Consider the following 16,952-nt stretch of genomic DNA (forward strand, 5'->3'; position numbering starts at 1 on the left):
TGGGCGTCGGCGCGGTTGATCGCGATCAAGTCGGCGCCCATGGTCGGTTTCTCTCCTTCGGTCGGGGTGGAGGGTTCCTCAGCTCGACCATCAAACGAAGTCCGGGAACCGCCTCCTGTGCGCCCGTAGTATCCGGGAATTTCGGTCGCATATGGCCCGCGAAGGTTCGAAGGTCGCTGGCGCTGTTCGTGGCAAGTGCGAAACGTGGGTTCGGGGAGCATCGAGCTGCCTGAGGTCGTGTGTCGAGCCAGCTAACCTCGGAAGAAGCACAAACGGGATCGAGGGGGAGCCGATGCAGGCGGCGGGGTTGTACTACGAGACGCGAGGCAACGAGGGCGAACCGGTGCTGATCATCCAGGGCGCCCTCGCCGAGGCCGGGGCAACCGCTCAGCTAGCCGACACGCTCTCCGAGGCCGGCCACCAGGTGATCTCCTACGATCACCGCGGACTGTCTCGCAGCAGTTCCTCAGTGGACGTGTCGATCGAAAGCCACGCCACCGATGCCGCGGAGCTGCTGAAAGCGGTCACCGACCGCCCCGCCCTGGTCGTCGGTACCAGCATCGGAGCCGTGATCGGTCTGCAGCTGGCGATGCAGTACCCCGAGTTGGTGCGCGGCCTGGTCGCCCACGAGCCGCCGCTGCCGACCGTGGAGCCGGACCCGGAGCAGCTTCGCGGGCTGGACGAGGTCGCGGCCCTTGCCCGCGACGATGTCTTCGCCGCGGGCCGGCACTTCGCCACGTTGGGCGGGCCCCGCGACGAAGACCAGGAGGACGGCGCCAGTCCTGAGCCGTCCGTCGGTGACATCCAGGCCAACCTGCGGCGGTTCTTCGCCCACGACTTCGAGGCGGTGCGCGCCTACGAACCCGACCTCGCCCGCCTCATCCAGTCGACAGGCGAGATCCCGATCGTCCTGACCGGCGGCAGCCGGTCGCGCGGACGCTGGGAGTACCGCTGTGCGCAGCGTCTCGCCGAGAAGCTCGGGCAGGGGCTGGTCGAGCTACCGGGCGGACACGTCAGCTTGGTCAGCCATCCCTGGGCCACGGCGTCAGTGCTGCTGTCGCTGCCGGTGTTCAAGGAGTCCTGACATGGCCGCCGCTCGGCGATGGAAGAACGAGCTGCAGCTGCGGCGAACGGTCAGGGGACTCCTGCGCGAGCTTGACATCGGGGCACCACTGGATGTGCGGGAGCTGTGCCGCCGACTCGGAGAGCATCGGGGCAAGCCGATCCAGCTGGTGCCGTACCCGCTCCCGGTGCCGGGTGCGTTCGGGATGTGGTTCGGTACCGCCGCAGTCGATTACATCCTGTACCAGGCCGAAACCACCCCAGCCCACCAGGACCACATCATCCTGCACGAGGTCGGGCACATCATCAGCGACCACGGCCAGGACGAGGCCGGCGGCGACGTGTGGAATCAGCTGTTCCCGGATCTGCCGCCCAATCTTGTCCGTCGGGCCCTGCGCCGCGAAGGCTACGGGCCTGCGCACGAGCACGAGGCCGAGATGGTCGCCACCGTGATCAAGGAGTGGGCGGAACTGCTCGACCGCCTGCAAGCGAGGCCGGACCGGTCGAGCGCGTCATCGCGCACGCTCCAAGGTGCGTTCGACGACCACCAGGGGTGGTTGTGATGCTGATTCCGAACCTTCTGATGTGGACGGCTGCGGCGATCGGCGCGGCCTGGAAGGTCTCCCAGTTGTGGCGCGTGCCCGACGACCGAGGCCTGCGCGTCGTCACGACCTGCACTGTCCTGGTCTTCGCCGCACTCACCGCGCAGCTGGGCGCCAACATCCCCGCTCTCGGCGCTATCTTCCCTCCGCAGTCGCCGAAGCTGATTCAGAACGTCGTCCTGGCCGTTTTCTTCGCGCTGCTGCTGGTCCTGCTGCAATCCGCAGGACAACCTGCGACGCGATCTGCGGTGGGGTATCGCGAGATCTCGCTCGCGTTGCTGGCCAGCGCCGGGCTGATCGCGGCGTTTGTGCTCACGGACCCTGCAGACCGAGGAATCTCCTACGAGGAGGCCAACGGCGAGGCCGGCGTGCTGGCCTTCTACTTCATCGGCAACCTCTACATGGCGTACGCGACAGCCCGAGGAGCTCGATCGGCCTGGAAAGTCGCAGACCACACCGTCTCTCGCGCTCGCCTCAGCCTGCGGGTCGCCGCCGGCGGGCTGGTCGTGTGCTGCGGCGGCACGCACCTACCTCGCGTGATCGCGACCGCTGGACTGCTCACCACCGGCCACCCCGTGCTGCCCAGGACGGAGGTGTGGACCACGCCGTTGCTCGCGGCCGGAATTAGCGTGTTCTTCGCGGGACTCGCCTACCCCGGCATCCGCACCGGTTTGGCAAAAACTCGGCTGTGGTTCGAGCAACGGCGCCACTACCGACAGCTGCGGCCGCTGTGGTCGACGCTCGCGGCGCAGTTCCCGCACGTCGTCCTCTTTCCGCCCCGATCGCCGCTCCACGACGCATGGGACCCGCGCCAGATGCGCCTCCGCTACTACCGGCGGATCGTGGAGTGCCGGGACGGGCTGGTACTTCTGAGCCCGTACATGGAATCGCTCGACGACCCTGCCTCGCCTGCACACCAAGCCACCCAGATCTGGGAAGCCATCAAGCGGAGGGAAAACAATGCAGCGCCGGTATCTGCGGCATCGGTGATCGCACCACCAACAGAGTCGGGAATGGACGCCGACGTCAATGTCCTGTTGGCGCTCGCGCGCGAGCTGGCCGCGTGGTAGTGATCAGCGCTTCTCGTCGGGCTGGTCGCGTTCCAGCGACTGCAGGTGATCCAGCAGACCTTTCAACACGCCACGGTGAGCCGGAGAGAGCTGCCCCGAGCGCAGCGCGATGTCGCGCACTCCTGCGTCGCTGAGCGACGACAGCAGGTCGAGCTGCTGTGAGTACCTCTCGGCGTCGACGCCGTCGCCGAAGTAAACGACGCTGACACCGAAGTGCTCGGCGAGCTTGGTCACCAGCTCCCATGCCGGCCGTTGCCGTTTCCCACTCAGCAGGTCATACAGGTGCTGCTTGCTGACGTCGATCGCGGCGGCCACCTCGGGCACGGAATAGCGCCCGCCATCGGGCCGGCGCACGACCTCGAACAGGCGCTCCAGCTTGGCGGCGAACGTGCTCTCGCCACCTTCGGCTATCTCGTCGGCCACGTCCCCCACCTCCTAACGCGTCCACTCTAGCTGACACGACCGGGACTTGTGTAGTCCGTAGTTGACGGTGAGTCAGCTGTAGCTTACTTTGGCAAAGTCGGTGCCAACGAATGACGACGCCTCTGTTTGGGGGTAGAGGCGAAGCTCGTTCGGCGGCCACGTGCCGAAGGAGACGACCATGAGCGACCCGCATGCACGGTTGCAGGACATGCCGCTGCTGCCCGAGGAGGCGGCCGACCTGCTGCACATCCCGGTGGAGCAACTGCTCGCCGACGCATACCGCGGCGACATCCCGGGCGTCTGCCTCGGCGGGCAGTGGCGCTTTTCGCGCCGACGTCTGCAGCGCCTTGTTACTGCTGCGTGATCCAGACGTACGGCGTGTCGCCGAGATTTTCTGATGCAGCATCAGATAGGTTTCTGATCATGCCTCAGCCGTCCTACGGAGATCGGACACCGTTCACCGTCCGTGTGCCCGACCAGCACGCAGCGGTTTACAAGCGCGAGGCCAAGCGTCTTGGGATGCGGTATTCCGACTACCTCGCAGCCAAGCTTGCCGAGGTGCATGGACTGAACGCGCCTGAATCGGTTCAAGCTCGTTACGCCCACGATCAGGAGGTGCTGTCCGAGACAGCGTGATCAGTAGCAACGAATAGGCCAACTGAAAACGCGCCGGGCAATCCACCTAGGACAGCAAAAACCGGCCCCTGCCAGGGCCGGTGTCGTCGGATCGGTCTTCAAGGCCGGGAGATCCCTGCCAGGATCACGACCTGTTGTATGTGGGCCGAGCGGACTGCCATCCACTCACGCCTGGTGCCCTCTGCCAGGAGGACGCTGCCTTGGACAGGCGTTCTCAGGGTAGCGCACGCCCTGTTTCAGATCCACTCCATCCTGACAACGACACGCCGTCGGCTGGTGCCGTCGGTGCCGCCGTTGCTGTGCTCGGCGCGGGTGCGCCGAAGGACGCCGAGCCCCACGCTGTGCGCGAAGCTTCTACAGACCGTGCGCAGAACGACCGCGACATCTGCATCACCTGCGGTGAACGGCCGGGTGTGCCGCGGCCGTTGCCGCTTCGCACGGTCCATTGCGGACCGTGCTGGGCCGCGCACGGCGGTTCACCTGCCGCTGCCGATATCGGCCCGGTGCCGGCGCAGGCCCTTGGCAGTCGTGACCCGCAGTCTCAGGCCGAGTGGGTTGAGCAGCTCGGCGCCGAGGAATGGGTGCAGTTGCTGCAGCTGCGCACCCGCCGTCGCCTCTACGAGATGGTCCATTGCCTGGCCGCTCACGCCGACTGGGAGACGTGGGAGACGTGGCCGACCTGGGATCGGCTGATCCAGGCCACCGGGTGGGCCCGGTCTACGATGGCTGGCTGGCTGCGTCAGCTCCGCGTCACCGGCTGGATTTCGGTGATCGAGCACGGCTCCACACCACAGTTCCGGCCGATGGGCCTGCTCGCCGATGAAGGCAACCGTGCCGCCGTCTACGCCCTCAGAGTTCCGCTGCGCCCCGGCGACCTTGCCGCTGAACGTGGCCCCGACCTTCTGCAACGCCTGGCCGAGCTCCAAGCCACCACCCAACGCCGCGCGAAGCAGCAGCTCACTGAAACCCTCGGCCCCATCCTCCCGGTCGCGCCGGTGAACATTGTGGACAAAACCTGGACCCCAACGGTCTCCCCTTTTGGGGAGACCGTTACGAATCAGGGTGGTTCCTACGCGCGCGAGAAAGTCTTCCACAACTCGATCACTGAAGATTCAGTTAGTACTGAAATTATAGAGGCGCTTCGCGCCCGCTTTGACGAAGGGACGGGCCCGGTTTTTGCTGATCGGGTGCCGGTGACCAGGGGCGAGATGCTCGCCGCGGCCACCGAACTGCGCCAGGCTCACCTGGTGCTGGCCCGGCTGTCGGCGAAGTGGGTACGCAACCTGTGCCGGCCGTACTGGCAGGCCGGGTGGACCAACCGCGACATCGAGCACGCTCTGGAATACCGGCCGACGTCCTGGTCGGCGCTGCCCGCGATGCCCGCCGAACGCGTCGTCGTGCCCGCCCGCTGGATCGCCGCCCGGCTGGCCGCGTGGCGTGACGAGCACGGCCGGATCCTGCCCGGCCGCAGCCAGCACCGCACGACCATCGACCAGCTAACTCAGATCGTCGGGAACGACGGCCTGCTCCACGCACTCGGCCGCCTCGCCACCGACAGTTTCGTGATCGTGCCCGGCCTCTCCCTGGCCACCGTGCTCGACCGGCTCACTCCCGAGGCGATCCAGCAGCGCGGCCGCCGCGACCACCAGAAGCTGCGAGCCGAGCTCGACCACCAGGAGCGGTGCCGCCAGCGCGATGCCGAAACCGCGCCGACCCCGCGCGACCAGGCCGCTCACGAAGCCACGCGCGACCGAGCCCGCGCCACTTTGGCCACCAACCTGCAGCAGCGCACCGCCGAACGCGCCCGCGCCGCCGAGCTCCGGCACGAGCTGCTCAGCCGCGCCCAGCAGCTCGCCGCGCTCCAGAAGAAGGCCGCCGAGCACCAGGCCGTCGACGACGAGATCACGCACATGCCCGCCGAAACCCCCGAAGAGCGGCGAGCCCGAGCACTCCAGCGGGCCCGCCGCGACGGACATGCCCAAACCCCCCGACGCCATCGAGCGACCCGGTGATCACCGCCCCGCGTAGGGGGTCCGGTGCACGGCAACGCGGTCGCGGTATCCAGCGATGCACAGCGTGAACACCACGGCAACACCGCCGCCGCTGCTGCTGCACCGGTCGGGGTGCCGGTAAGGAAGCTGTCACCAGCCGCAAGCGAGGCGCGTCCTCAGTGTTCAGAACGGGGCTGGGTGAGCCGATGAACAGCGGGTGGGACGGAAGGTCGACGAGGACGAGCTGATCGAGCGTTGGACGCTCGTTGGTGACGAGTTAGGCCAGGTCGCTGGGAAACGGGGGGCGACGCGCCTGGGGTTCGCGTTGTTGCTGAAGTTCTACACGCACTGGGGCCGGTTCCCCCGTGGCCGTGGCGAGCTACCCGGCGAGGCCATCGGCTACGTCGCGCGGCAGGTGGGGGTGCCGGCCACTGATCTGGGCTTCTACGACTGGGACGGCCGGACGTTCGAGTACCACCGCGCCCAGGTCCGCAAGTTCCTGGGGTTCCGCGAGTGCACGGTGGCCGACGCGGACAAGCTGGCGTTCTGGCTGGCCGGCGAGGTCTGCCAGCGGGAGCGGAAGGTCGAGCGGGTCCGCGAGGAGTTGCTGGCGCATTGCCGCGCGGAGGGGATCGAGCCGCCCACGTCCGGGCGGGTCGGGCGGATCATCTCCTCGGCGCTGAGCCAGGCGGAGAAGGCGCTGACGCTGCGGGTGGCCGGCAGGGTGCCGGCGGGCGCGGCCGCTGCGGGCGCCGGGCGGCCAAGGCCGCGAACTGGGAAGGCCTGATCTGCCGCACCTGCTTCGACCACGCCGTCCACACCTTGTCCACCAGGGTGCGGCGACCCTCGGCGTCAGCATCATCTACTGGCGAGTTTCGGCTGGCCGAAAGATCGGTGACGCGGAGAATGCCGCATGGCCCCGACCGCGTCGCGGTCGGGACTACTCGTTGAACCAGGCGGTGGCCTGGATGGTGCCGCTCTTGTTGCCGTTCCACCAGTAGATCATCCGGTAGGTGTGCCAGTTGCCGATGTTGAAGCCCTGCTTGTCGCAGTCGTCGTCGCCACCGTCGTTGATGGTCATGACCGTCGAGATGCTGCCGTCGACCCCGGAGCGGAGCTGGAGCTGCCCGGTGACGCCGTGGCCGTCGGCATTGGTGTCGCAGATCTTGAAGACGTCACCGTCATCGATGAACGTGAACTGCCCGTGGGAGTCGACGAGGGTCTTGTTCTCGACCGCGGCGGCGGGGGCCGCCGTCAGACCCACCAGGGCCAGCGCTGAGGTGCCAGCGACGATGAGGCGGGCGATCCAAGTCTTACGCATAGTTCTCCTCCTGCCTTTCAGATCATGGTGACAGGCGAACTCGATCAGATGCAGATCTGGATGGACGAACTCCGCTGGCGCCAGGCCACGCTTCAGGCCCTCGTAAGCTCCGCGATCAATCTGCCTCAGATAATGCGCTGTTATGTTGTGGAAAGGCCAAGCGCCACCTGCCAAAACACGGACCAGCGAGCACGTGAACAGGCCCCGTTATCTGCGGTATCCCACTGCCGCACGATCCGGCGCGGTTGTCCTCAAGCCCCAACACGATGTCAGACCGGTCGTGCTCCATGTAATCTGTCCAGTCGGTTGTCGGCTGACCTCACCGTGAGGCGGAACGGCGCCGCTAGGAGAGTTCGGCATGGCGCAAGGCAGCGTGAAGTGGTTCAACGGCGAGAAGGGCTTCGGGTTCATCGCCCAGGATGGCGGCGGACCTGACGTCTTCGTTCACTTTTCGGAGATCCAGGGCAGCGGCTTCAAATCCCTCGACGAGGGCCAGCGAGTCGAGTTCGAGATCGGCCAGGGACAGAAGGGACCGCAGGCCCAGGGCGTGCGCGTCATCTGAGTACTGAAGCACCGGCGTGCCCGTGCCCGTCATCGACGGGCACGGGCACGTTTCGTCGGTGTTGCCGTGCAGCTGCGGAGCCTCCGATCGTGCGAGCCTTAATCTCGACGGACATTCCGAATCACAGGGGGCCGGTAGTTACGGCGGCAGAACCACCGGATTTCCTGGTCAGCGCTTCACCAGACTTACTGTCCAAGACTGCCTGGCGTAGCCGGTGACCTGCATGTTCGCCTTTTCCTCGGCCATTACTACTGGAACCCTCACACGTTGGACGCCATGATCGACACGTTACCGACGCCGGGCACAACCTGGGACAGGGCAAGTGCAGACAACTTCGGTCATCCATGCAGATGAGTCCGGACCGGAATACCTCGCAAAGCTCGTCCATCTACTCGGGATTCCCAGGTGCGCCGCGATCCGGCAGCACGTTGCAGGAAATGCCAGCTCCGATCGTTGCCGACGCTCTCGGCTACCACCCCGTCACCACAACCAAGTTCGCCGCCCAGGCGGCACCACCTGGAGCCGATACACCCCCGGCAATCACTCATCGCTACAACCACGGGGAACTCGCGTAGCGGTACAGCGACGTATTCGACGGCGACGAATCCCCCGCATGCAGCGCTGCGCCTCCGCTGGGTGGATTCCCAGCCCGGAGACGCAGCGTGGCGGAGTTTTCAGGTGTTCAGCGCCGCCAGTCCCGCAGCCGACCGCCTGGCATGCGGCACTTCGGGAGAACCAGGCCACTACAGGTTGTGCGAGAGCAGCCGGCTCAGCGCCTCGTCGAGGTTCATCCACCGGTGTTCGTCACCGGGTGCGACCACGTCGTAGGTGTCGTTCAAGAAGTCCACAAGCTGATCGGCATTCACTTCGAAGGTGGCCTGCCCTGACGGCGAGCTCAACTCGATCATGACCAACGTCGGATCGTCCAGTCGAGGGCGGATTCGCACGTCGCCTTCGCCTGCCTCGGCGACCAGCCCGTCGGCCAGCAGGTCGCGGGCGATCACCCAATCCACCTGACCGGCCTTGCCCACGTTGAGCTTCATGCAGATCTCGTACGGGTTGCGGCTGTCGTACCGCAGTTCCACGCCAACCGGCGCGATCACACCCGCCGGGGCTACCAGGTTGAAGACCATGGTGGCGAGCACCGTGCCGTGATCGTTTGCCATCATGTCCGCACTCCCAAGCATCGGCTTCCCATACCTTCGTAACGAAGCATGCCCAAGGTGGGTTCATGCCTTCTTCACGATGTCTTCAGGCCCCCGGTGGCAATCCGCTTTCAGGCGCACGCGAGCTGTCCGACTTGCAGGACGGCGCCCCACCACGGAGCCCGTTCGACGAGGCTCTCGACGCGGACGGCCAGCAGGCCGCGGTGCTCGCGCAACTGGCTGCACTGCGCGAGATACGCGAACTCGCTGACCAGCTCATCGACGTAACGGTCACCGTGGCGGCCACGACCGGTGCGGGCGGCCAGGCGATCGGCGAGGCCCTGAACGTGACCCGATCCGCGGTGCGCAAGAAGTACCCGGACGCCGTCGCGGGACGCCCCGGCCCGCGCAAAGCCGCCCCCACCACGTACGGCAGCGCGGACTGGACCGACCCGCCCGAGGACGGTGCCGCCGAGCGCGACTGGTTGATCCGCGCTCGTGTTCAGTTGCGTCAGGACGCAACCACGGGAGGAGCTGGCATCCGGCGAGTGGCTCGCGCCGACGACACTCTCGTGATGGTCATGCGCGGCCCGCACGGGCCGCCGCAGGCGTCGTGCGCGCCGCAGGTACTGGCCGTATACGAGCCTTTGACCAGCATAAATATACACAAATGGGTAAGTGTTGGTAAGGTTTGTGCACCGAACTAGCTCGGCGCGTCAACTACCAAGGCTTGTGGAACGAGGAAGGTGAGGGAGATGGCGGGTTTGCAACAGCTGGTCTCGCTACCCGAAGCCGCCGCGCGGCTGCAGATCTCCCAGAAACGAGCCCGGGACCTGGCACGTGGTGGACAGCTGCGCACGATCAAGCTTGGCCGGGAGTACCTGGTCGATGTGGGTTCCATACGTCACCGCCAGCAGGTGATGCATCCCCAACCTGGGAGACCTTTGTCGCCCCGGATGGCCTGGGCACTGCTGGTACTGGCCAGTGGCGAAGAACCAGACTGGGTCAGCCCTGCCGAACGCAGCCGATTGCGCCGGTACCTGAGCCGCAACATCGAGCAGTGGCCCCGACTGCTGCAGAGTCGTGCCGAATTGCACCGAATTCGGATACTGGCGGGGCCACTGCGCAAGCTCCGTGAACTGCCAGGCGTGGCCAGTGGAGGCATCTCCGCGGCAGCCCGGTACGGGCTGGACCTGATGCCCTCCGGCGCCGAGCATGAACTGTACGTTCCCGCCGAGTCCTTCCGAGAGCTGCGCGAGGCTGGCCGGATCAAGCTCGGGGCATCGGAGCCCAACGTCGTGGTGCGCGTTTTGCCCGACCAGCTACCTATCTCCATCGCACGGGATGGACTCGCGCCCCCTGCGGCGGTGGCCGTTGACCTGCTCGAAGCAGGCGACGAACGCTCAGCGCGAGCTGGCAAGCGACTGCTGGACCAATCGGGCGCAGGGCGCCGGTGACAAAAGAGCCTCCCCTGCTCGGCAGCGTCGAGCTGCCCGCCATGCTGCACGACGACGTGGACACCTGGCTATGGCCGGCGCTGCTAGAGCTCTCCGAGCGGATCCCGGAACCCTGGGTCCTTGTCGGCGGGCAGATGGTCTTTCTGCACGGCCTAGTCGCGGGTCGCCGACCACCACGCACAACCCGCGACGTCGACGTCATCTTCGACGTGCGCGCCCAGGTGCAAGCCATGCCCCAGGCCGTGGAGGTGCTCAAGCAGCTCGGTTACGCAATGGGCGGCATCAGCCCGGAAGGCTTGGGCCACCGCTTCATCCGCCCCACCGACGGCATGGAAGTCGACATCCTCGCCCCGGACAACCTCGGCCCCCGGGCCGAAGACAGGCTTCTCACCGACCCTCCCGGTCGCACGATCGAAGTCCGTGGAGGAGGCGCTGCTTTGCAATACCGTCACGCGCTACACGCCAGCTACGGCGGCCGCACCGCCACGATCTACATCCCGGATCTTCCTCGCGCGCTTGGAGGCAAGATCCATGCACTGTTCAACGAACACCCTGGCAGCAAGTTGTCCGAACACCTGCAGTCCCGGCACCTCTCCGACATCGCTTTCCTCGTGAGCCTCATCGACGACCCCGACGAATTCCTGGCCCACCGCGGCACCCAGAAACCGCCACCCCGACACGCGGACCTGGCAGTGCTGGACGACCCCGCCCACCACGCCTGGGCGCCGCTAGAGGAGTTCGCCGAGGACGCTCACCTGGCATGGATGCACCTCCGCCACGGCTGACTACCTAACGACTGTCCGGGCCTGCCCGGCCGGGCGGAAGGGCTGGCTGGCTGTTCAAGCAGCCTGCGACGGCCCGGCAGTCGACGAACCCGACGATGACCCGTCCCCGGGCAGGTCTTTGCGTGCCGAGCGGGCGATACCGCGTCGGCTGCCACCTGGAGCTCCGTCGCACCGCCACGGTCGTAGACGTGCTTCAGGAAGCGTTGATCTCGTCGCGGGGTGTAGTGGCGGCGGGTCATCGCTAGTCCTCCCTGGCATTGCCGCTCCACTCCCCCAGCCGGCCCCGGACGGAACACGCCTCGCCGGACTGGGGTTTCTCGTTTCTGGGCTTTGCACTCCCGGCCATGCCGGGAGTGCAAAGCCGACACCATCGGAGGTTGGTGCCGGCAGTGTCGGCGTTCGGCGCAGAGGTGCGCCCTCGTACCTTCAGATGGGTACGCAGCTGGCTACGTAGTGCCACCGATGTCTGCGTATCGGGGACTAAAGACACTGAAGTCAGTCAACCCGACAAGCAAACCCGTCCAAGGCCAAACCATGCTCCCCCAGTCCCATACCGACCGAATCGAACCGGATTCGCCGCGCCCCCGACGTTCGTCGCATCCCTCCCGGCCTAGCGCCACAGAGGTCCTGCGGTACGGCGAGCGCTACGCGGACGTCCGGGACCAGCGCCTCGCACGCACCTTGATCCTCGAGGATGCGGTGGAGGAACGCGAGGAGATTTCGGCTCACGAGCGCATCACCTGCCACGTTCACCGTCGCTGGGCACACGAATGCATCGCTTCGCCGATGCACGTCATCCCCGTCACCGGGCACCGCTGGTGCCGCCGCTGCGAGGCCGAGGCGTCCGTCGCGGTCGACGAGGTGACCGGATCGGTGACCGTGGTTTGCACGCGGTGCCGCCAGGCCCTCGAGACCGCGGCGACCCGGCAGATCATCCGGACCTGCCGAGCCAGCCTGGCCGCTGCGCACGAAAGCCGCCGAGCCCGTGTGCAGGCGCAGGATTCCGCCGCGGCGGCGGCCTGAACGATCACCTCGACGCCCTCCGCGTTGATCGTCAAACCCCGGCAACCCTCTGACGCAAACCAACAGCAATCGGTGGGGAGACTGCGGCGCACCAGCAAGGCCAACGCCAGTCCGACATCGTGCGCGGTCCCGCCTGACCAGGGGTCAGTCCGTGCCTGGATCTGCCGACAACCGAAACTGCTCGTCATGGTCGTGCGCATGCGGCGCGGCCGTGCGCGCACGCCAGTCCCGCACCCGGCACGCCGGCGAGCATCGGCCCGCAGGCTAGGGTGGATCGGCTCGGGCCGCCGCTGCCTGGACAACACGAGCTCGCCGGTGTCGGGCGCTCGCGCTGTACCTGCAGGGGTGTTTGGTCACGCTGCTGTGGCCGGACGAGGTGCGGCCACTCGATGCCGACCTGCTCGGCGAGCCGCCGCCCGCGGTACGTGAGCAGGAACGGGACATGGCCACCCAGCTGGTGACCTCGATGTCTGCCGACACGTTCGATCTCGACGGCTACCAGGACACCTACCGCCAGACCCTCGGGCGCTCATCGAAGCCAAGGCCGCCGGTGAGCAGATCACGGTGCCGCCGCCGCGTGCCGAAGAGCCACTCGAGCTGGCCGAGGCGCTGCGCGCCAGCCTCGCCCAGGCCCGGCACCGCCGCTAAAAGACAGAGACTTGGCTCCGACACCAATTCCGACTGGATGTCCGGACGTGGTTGGCCGATCCGGGGGTGGAGACCCGCCGAGGACACCGAGGTCCACGGCGTGAGCGCCGACTATGCCTGCCATCACGGACGTGATGCCGCCGTCGTAGTGGCCGAGGTCGCCGCCGCGCTCGCGGCGGGCTGTGGTGAGTCGGGGCCCGGGTCTGGTTGAAAACCGCGTTTCCAACCAGACCGCCTTGGGCACCGGGCTCCGGGACGACGTGCAGGTGGTTTGGAAACGCGGTTTCCACCACTTTGGCTGTGGCGATGCACTGGGGCGACTGATCGTCGTGAGAGGCTTCGCGGTGATCCGAAGTACCGAGAGGGAATCGCGGAGCATTCAACATGGCCAAAGTGCGTGTCATCGCCAATCAAAAAGGCGGCGTCGGCAAAACGACGATCACCGTCAACCTCGCCGCCGTGAGCGTCCACGTCAAACTTTCCGCCGCACAACGGCAGGCGGTCGAAGCCGGTGAGGCGATCGAGAATTCACCGGTGCTGGTCGTCTCCACCGACCCGCAGGGCTCTAGTACCTGGTGGGCCGAGCGGATCGGTGAGAACAACCTGCCGTTCGACTACGTTCAGGCGCACACCAACCCCGAGCAGCTGGCCAAGCTGCGTTCGCTGGAGCAATACAGCGACGTTTTCGTCGACACTCCAGGCAGTCTCGAGCAAGGGCACATCTTGGCGGCGGTGCTGGACAACCTCTCCGAAGGTGACGGTGAGGTTCTGGTGCCGATCCCGCCCGAGCCGTTGTCGTTCGACGCGACCAACCGCCTGATCGAGACGATCCTCAAACCCCGCGGTATCCCGTTCCGCTTGGTGGTCAACAACTGGGATCCCCGGGACGGGCGTGCTGATCTCGACGACACCCTGCGCTACATCCAGGCCAAGGGCTGGCCGGTGGCCGGCACAGTGATCCGCCGCTACAAGCTGCACACCCGCGCGAGCTTGGAAGGCCTGGTGGTGACCCAGTACCCGAAGAACCGAGTCGGCAAGGAAGCCCGCCAAGACTTCAACGAGCTGGCGCTGGAGTTGGCCACGGGGAAGGGGATCTGATGGGCCGCCGTGTCTCCTTCGTCGACCTGGCCGACGAAGGCCCGATGGAGGTCGCCGACGTCGCCACGCTGCCGCCGACCCGTGTCCCGGTCGCCAAGTGTGTGCGCCGGCCAGACAACCCTCGTCCCGCCGACCTCAAGATCGACGAACTCGCAAGCACGATCGCCGAATTCGGGCAGATGCAGCCCGCGGCGGTCGCCAGCCGCGAGGCGTACCTGCGGCACCGACCCGACCATGCCGAGGCGATCGGCGACGCTGAATGGGTCGTGCTGGCCGGAAACCGGCGTCACGCCGCCTGCCAGAAGGCCGACGTCGAGACGTTTCTGGTGCACGTCATCGACGATAAGGTCGCCGAGGTCGTCGAGATCGGCATCATCGAGAACATCCAGCGCGAGCCGCTCACTCCCATGCGGGAAGCGCAGGAACTGCAGCAGCTGCTGGACCGCTACGGCACCACCCGTGCGGTTGGCGCCAAGATCGGGAAGTCTCACGTCTACGTCTCGCAGCGGGTGAGCCTGCTCAAACTTGTTCCCGAGCTGCAGGCCGTCGTTGACAGCGGCAGGCTCAAGATCGCTGACGCGCGGGAGCTGGCTCGGCTGGAGCAAGAACACCAACTCGTTGCCTATGAGGCGGGGCCCCCATACGCGGCCAAACCGGCCAAGCCGCACCAGATCGCGGAGACATCCCGCGCGGAGCCTGTCGCGGCGAGCCGGGAGGTGGAACCTGGAAACGGGGTTTCCAACACGCCGACGCCGGTCGGATCTGACGGTGCGGACCTGGCGGGTGGAAACGCGGTTTCCAGCGAGCCTGCACTCAAGGCCAAGGCAGGCACCGACGACACCGTTGGAAACGCGGTTTCCAACGGCCATCAGCCCGCGGTCGCCTCAGAAACCACCGCGGGGCTTGGAAACGCGGTTTCCAACCCTGCGGCACCACAAGGCCGCGCGGGGCTGCCGCAGGATCCAGCAGTCCTGGTGGAGCAGATCCACAGCGAGTACACCGACGAACAGCAGAAACAACTCCTCGCGCTGCTGCAGCGTTGACGCGGCGTCGTCGACGCACTGCCTGAAGAAGCCGCGGCCCCGGTCAAAGCGATGACCGGGGCCGCGGCTCTTTCGCGTCTGCAGTTCGACGTGTGATCACGGCGGTCAGTCCTTCTCCGGTGCGTCCCCGTCGGGGTAGAGCTACCAGTCCCAGACGACGCCGCAGGCGGAGCAGCCGGAACCCGAGCAGGGGGTTGAAGCAGCACAGGATCCTCGACACGAGGATTGGCAGCACTTCCAGTGGCCGCAGGACATCCACCGGGTCGAGGTAAGCGCCAAGCTCCGCGAGAGCTGACCAGCAGAAACGAACGAGGCCTCCGGTGAATACCGGGGGCCTCGTTGCGTTCACTGCTGGTCAGCTGGCTTACGACGCTCGAACTCGCCGCCGTTGGAGTCGATCACGCTGTACCGGCTAGCTGCCGGACGAGGTGCCGTCAGGTGCCGCGGCTGGCCGCCTGGCGTGTGGCGCTTCGGGAGAACCGGGCCCTTACAGGTTGTGCGAGAGCAGCCGGCTCAGCGCCTCGTCGAGGTTCATCCACCGGTGTTCGTCACCGGGTGCGACCACGTCGTAGGTGTCGTTCAAGAAGTCCACAAGCTGATCGGCATTCACTTCGAAGGTGGCCTGCCCTGACGGCGAGCTCAACTCGATCATGACCAACGTCGGATCGTCCAGTCGAGGGCGGATTCGCACGTCGCCTTCGCCTGCCTCGGCGACCAGCCCGTCGGCCAGCAGGTCGCGGGCGATCACCCAATCCACCTGACCGGCCTTGCCCACGTTGAGCTTCATGCAGATCTCGTACGGGTTGCGGCTGTCGTACCGCAGTTCCACGCCAACCGGCGCGATCACTCCCGCCGGGGCTACCAGGTTGAAGACCATGGTGGCGAGCACCGTGCCGTGATCGTTTGCCATCATGTCCGCACTCCCAAGCATCGGCTTCGGCTTCCCATACCTTCTGAACGAAGCATGCCCAACGTGGGTTCATACCTTCTTCACGATGACTTCAGACCCGGCCGCCGTGATGCTCCAGATTGTCAAGAACCGCATGGACGCGCGCGATGCAGTCATTGGCTGCCGTTCCACTCAGCGCGTGCCCTGCCGGACTTGAGTACGGGGTTGGGGCGCTGACTGCCGCCCACTGTGGACAACTCTCCGCCTGGGGCTCCGAGTTGACCACAGCGGTTGCCAACAGGCGATGGCATCGGGAACGCGGGGTCAAGCTTTCTAAAACCTGTGATTCCAAGGGTGTTGGCCAGTGCTGCCGAACGTGGGTCGCCTATTCGGAAGTTGAAGAGCTTGTCGAAGCCTTGATCAGCTGAAACATGAGCTGCGGCCCCAGGCAACAGAACGAAGTTGCCTGGGGCCGCAGTTGTCTGTGAGGTGAGTACCCGGTACTCACCTCAGCGCCGTAGCGCTGGATTTCAACTGGCAGCTTCGGGTGCGTCGCCGTTGGGGTAGAGCTGCCAGTCCCAGACGACACCGCCGGCGGGGCCGAGGCCGATCTGCCAACGGCGCAGGAAGCCCTTTTCCTCCAGTCCGTCGACTAGACGCCGGACGTGCCGGATTCCCGCTTCGGACGTGGTCAGATCTTCGGTCCTGAAGTGCGGCCAGGATTCCTTGCGCGTACGGCACAAAACGTCCAGCAGGCCAGCCTCCGCGTACGAGAGGCCTTGGTTCTCCAGCTGGTCGACGGTGTCGGGGCGTTGACGACTCACGCGGTCAGGCTACCCAACTTGTCATGCATGTCGATTCACCCGGAATGCCTAATCGTCATGCATGACGTTTTGTGTAACATGAAAGGTGTCCGGCAAGAACGAACCTTGGAAGGACGGGAAATGCCTGAGCGAAACGAGGAAATTCAGCGGCGCGTCGACAAGCGGATCGAGGCGGAGGTCGACCAGAACGCGCCGTGGTGGGTGCAGCGGAAGCAGACGGACACGATCGTCGATGAGGAGCCCGGCGACAGCTCCCGCTGATCTGAGGAGAACGTCATGGGCTGCACCTGCGCTCAGTGTGCCGAGTGGCGTGAGAATCCGCTGCCGCTGCCGGCTCAGGCGGAGATCAGGGCCGCTGCGGACCGCATTCAGA

Annotated in this window: 22 protein-coding genes; 16 read left to right on the plus strand and 6 right to left on the minus strand. The window is 66.3% G+C overall.

What is annotated here, in order from left to right; translation table 11 throughout:
- Window positions 1-292 precede the first annotated feature (292 nt).
- The 3 genes from ACRXBZ_RS41700 to ACRXBZ_RS41710 are packed head-to-tail and all read left to right on the plus strand — an operon-like array spanning window position 293 to window position 2,734.
- Window positions 293-1,084 (plus strand): alpha/beta fold hydrolase, encoded by a 792-nt coding sequence (locus ACRXBZ_RS41700; RefSeq protein ID WP_433884206.1) that lies wholly within the window; start codon window positions 293-295, stop codon window positions 1,082-1,084.
- 1 nt (window position 1,085) lies between these two features.
- Window positions 1,086-1,625, plus strand: coding sequence for a hypothetical protein (locus ACRXBZ_RS41705; protein WP_433884207.1), 540 nt, complete (start codon window positions 1,086-1,088; stop codon window positions 1,623-1,625).
- Complete coding sequence (locus tag ACRXBZ_RS41710) at window positions 1,625-2,734, plus strand: MAB_1171c family putative transporter (RefSeq protein ID WP_433884208.1); 1,110 nt, start codon at window positions 1,625-1,627, stop codon at window positions 2,732-2,734. Before ACRXBZ_RS41705 ends, ACRXBZ_RS41710 begins: the two co-directional genes overlap by 1 nt.
- A 3-nt stretch (window positions 2,735-2,737) precedes the next feature.
- On the opposite strand, the gene ACRXBZ_RS41715 is transcribed toward ACRXBZ_RS41710, so the two are convergent.
- The gene (locus tag ACRXBZ_RS41715) at window positions 2,738-3,157 is read right to left on the minus strand and encodes a helix-turn-helix domain-containing protein (RefSeq protein WP_433884209.1); all 420 of its coding nucleotides are present in this window, start codon (window positions 3,155-3,157) and stop codon (window positions 2,738-2,740) included.
- 178 nt (window positions 3,158-3,335) lie between these two features.
- Here ACRXBZ_RS41715 and ACRXBZ_RS41720 point away from each other — a divergent pair, with 178 nt between their 5' ends.
- Together ACRXBZ_RS41720 and ACRXBZ_RS41725 are read left to right on the plus strand one after the other, a co-directional pair.
- A complete protein-coding gene (locus ACRXBZ_RS41720; protein ID WP_433884210.1) occupies window positions 3,336-3,521 on the plus strand; it encodes a helix-turn-helix domain-containing protein in 186 nt (61 codons plus the stop codon).
- Between the two features lie 59 nt (window positions 3,522-3,580).
- The gene (locus ACRXBZ_RS41725) at window positions 3,581-3,793 is read left to right on the plus strand and encodes a hypothetical protein (RefSeq protein WP_433884211.1); all 213 of its coding nucleotides are present in this window, start codon (window positions 3,581-3,583) and stop codon (window positions 3,791-3,793) included.
- Window positions 3,794-4,029: 236 nt separating this feature from the next.
- Here ACRXBZ_RS41725 and ACRXBZ_RS41730 read toward each other — a convergent pair whose 3' ends face one another.
- On the minus strand, window positions 4,030-4,239 hold the full coding sequence (locus ACRXBZ_RS41730; RefSeq protein ID WP_433884212.1) for a hypothetical protein: 210 nt from the start codon (window positions 4,237-4,239) through the stop codon (window positions 4,030-4,032).
- A gap of 57 nt (window positions 4,240-4,296) precedes the next feature.
- Here ACRXBZ_RS41730 and ACRXBZ_RS41735 point away from each other — a divergent pair, with 57 nt between their 5' ends.
- Together ACRXBZ_RS41735 and ACRXBZ_RS41740 are read left to right on the plus strand one after the other, a co-directional pair.
- Window positions 4,297-5,805, plus strand: a complete 1,509-nt coding sequence (locus ACRXBZ_RS41735) for a hypothetical protein (RefSeq protein ID WP_433884213.1) — start codon at window positions 4,297-4,299, stop codon at window positions 5,803-5,805.
- A gap of 196 nt (window positions 5,806-6,001) precedes the next feature.
- On the plus strand, window positions 6,002-6,571 hold the full coding sequence (locus ACRXBZ_RS41740) for a DUF4158 domain-containing protein (protein WP_433884214.1): 570 nt from the start codon (window positions 6,002-6,004) through the stop codon (window positions 6,569-6,571).
- Between the two features lie 153 nt (window positions 6,572-6,724).
- Here ACRXBZ_RS41740 and ACRXBZ_RS41745 read toward each other — a convergent pair whose 3' ends face one another.
- The gene (locus ACRXBZ_RS41745) at window positions 6,725-7,105 is read right to left on the minus strand and encodes a hypothetical protein (RefSeq protein ID WP_433884215.1); all 381 of its coding nucleotides are present in this window, start codon (window positions 7,103-7,105) and stop codon (window positions 6,725-6,727) included.
- A gap of 358 nt (window positions 7,106-7,463) precedes the next feature.
- Here ACRXBZ_RS41745 and ACRXBZ_RS41750 point away from each other — a divergent pair, with 358 nt between their 5' ends.
- A complete protein-coding gene (locus ACRXBZ_RS41750) occupies window positions 7,464-7,667 on the plus strand; it encodes a cold-shock protein (protein WP_010310090.1) in 204 nt (67 codons plus the stop codon).
- A gap of 743 nt (window positions 7,668-8,410) precedes the next feature.
- On the opposite strand, the gene ACRXBZ_RS41755 is transcribed toward ACRXBZ_RS41750, so the two are convergent.
- Window positions 8,411-8,836, minus strand: a complete 426-nt coding sequence (locus tag ACRXBZ_RS41755) for an SsgA family sporulation/cell division regulator (protein ID WP_433884216.1) — start codon at window positions 8,834-8,836, stop codon at window positions 8,411-8,413.
- A 62-nt stretch (window positions 8,837-8,898) separates the two neighbouring features.
- Here ACRXBZ_RS41755 and ACRXBZ_RS41760 point away from each other — a divergent pair, with 62 nt between their 5' ends.
- The 7 genes from ACRXBZ_RS41760 to ACRXBZ_RS41790 all read left to right on the plus strand — a co-directional run bounded on the left by ACRXBZ_RS41760 (window position 8,899) and on the right by ACRXBZ_RS41790 (window position 14,866).
- On the plus strand, window positions 8,899-9,519 hold the full coding sequence (locus ACRXBZ_RS41760; RefSeq protein WP_433884217.1) for a hypothetical protein: 621 nt from the start codon (window positions 8,899-8,901) through the stop codon (window positions 9,517-9,519).
- A gap of 48 nt (window positions 9,520-9,567) precedes the next feature.
- Window positions 9,568-10,269 carry a hypothetical protein gene (locus tag ACRXBZ_RS41765; protein ID WP_433884218.1) on the plus strand — a complete coding sequence of 234 codons (702 nt, stop codon included), beginning with the start codon at window positions 9,568-9,570 and terminating at the stop codon, window positions 10,267-10,269.
- Window positions 10,266-11,054 (plus strand): nucleotidyl transferase AbiEii/AbiGii toxin family protein, encoded by a 789-nt coding sequence (locus tag ACRXBZ_RS41770; RefSeq protein WP_433884219.1) that lies wholly within the window; start codon window positions 10,266-10,268, stop codon window positions 11,052-11,054. Before ACRXBZ_RS41765 ends, ACRXBZ_RS41770 begins: the two co-directional genes overlap by 4 nt.
- 534 nt (window positions 11,055-11,588) lie before the next feature.
- The gene (locus tag ACRXBZ_RS41775) at window positions 11,589-12,077 is read left to right on the plus strand and encodes a hypothetical protein (RefSeq protein WP_433884220.1); all 489 of its coding nucleotides are present in this window, start codon (window positions 11,589-11,591) and stop codon (window positions 12,075-12,077) included.
- 349 nt (window positions 12,078-12,426) lie between these two features.
- Window positions 12,427-12,936, plus strand: coding sequence for a Ku family protein (locus ACRXBZ_RS41780; protein ID WP_433884221.1), 510 nt, complete (start codon window positions 12,427-12,429; stop codon window positions 12,934-12,936).
- A gap of 173 nt (window positions 12,937-13,109) precedes the next feature.
- Window positions 13,110-13,823, plus strand: coding sequence for a ParA family protein (locus ACRXBZ_RS41785; protein ID WP_433884222.1), 714 nt, complete (start codon window positions 13,110-13,112; stop codon window positions 13,821-13,823).
- Window positions 13,823-14,866 carry a ParB/RepB/Spo0J family partition protein gene (locus tag ACRXBZ_RS41790; protein WP_433884223.1) on the plus strand — a complete coding sequence of 348 codons (1,044 nt, stop codon included), beginning with the start codon at window positions 13,823-13,825 and terminating at the stop codon, window positions 14,864-14,866. Before ACRXBZ_RS41785 ends, ACRXBZ_RS41790 begins: the two co-directional genes overlap by 1 nt.
- 487 nt (window positions 14,867-15,353) lie before the next feature.
- Here the strand turns inward: ACRXBZ_RS41790 and ACRXBZ_RS41795 are convergent, their stop codons facing one another.
- Together ACRXBZ_RS41795 and ACRXBZ_RS41800 are read right to left on the minus strand one after the other, a co-directional pair.
- Window positions 15,354-15,779, minus strand: coding sequence for an SsgA family sporulation/cell division regulator (locus ACRXBZ_RS41795; protein ID WP_433884216.1), 426 nt, complete (start codon window positions 15,777-15,779; stop codon window positions 15,354-15,356).
- A gap of 506 nt (window positions 15,780-16,285) precedes the next feature.
- Window positions 16,286-16,579, minus strand: a complete 294-nt coding sequence (locus tag ACRXBZ_RS41800) for a hypothetical protein (RefSeq protein WP_433884224.1) — start codon at window positions 16,577-16,579, stop codon at window positions 16,286-16,288.
- Between the two features lie 120 nt (window positions 16,580-16,699).
- Here ACRXBZ_RS41800 and ACRXBZ_RS41805 point away from each other — a divergent pair, with 120 nt between their 5' ends.
- Complete coding sequence (locus tag ACRXBZ_RS41805; RefSeq protein ID WP_433884225.1) at window positions 16,700-16,840, plus strand: hypothetical protein; 141 nt, start codon at window positions 16,700-16,702, stop codon at window positions 16,838-16,840.
- Window positions 16,841-16,952: the final 112 nt, after the last annotated feature.

Source organism: Saccharopolyspora hattusasensis, assembly GCF_050972075.1.
GTDB lineage: Bacteria > Actinomycetota > Actinomycetes > Mycobacteriales > Pseudonocardiaceae > Saccharopolyspora > Saccharopolyspora hattusasensis.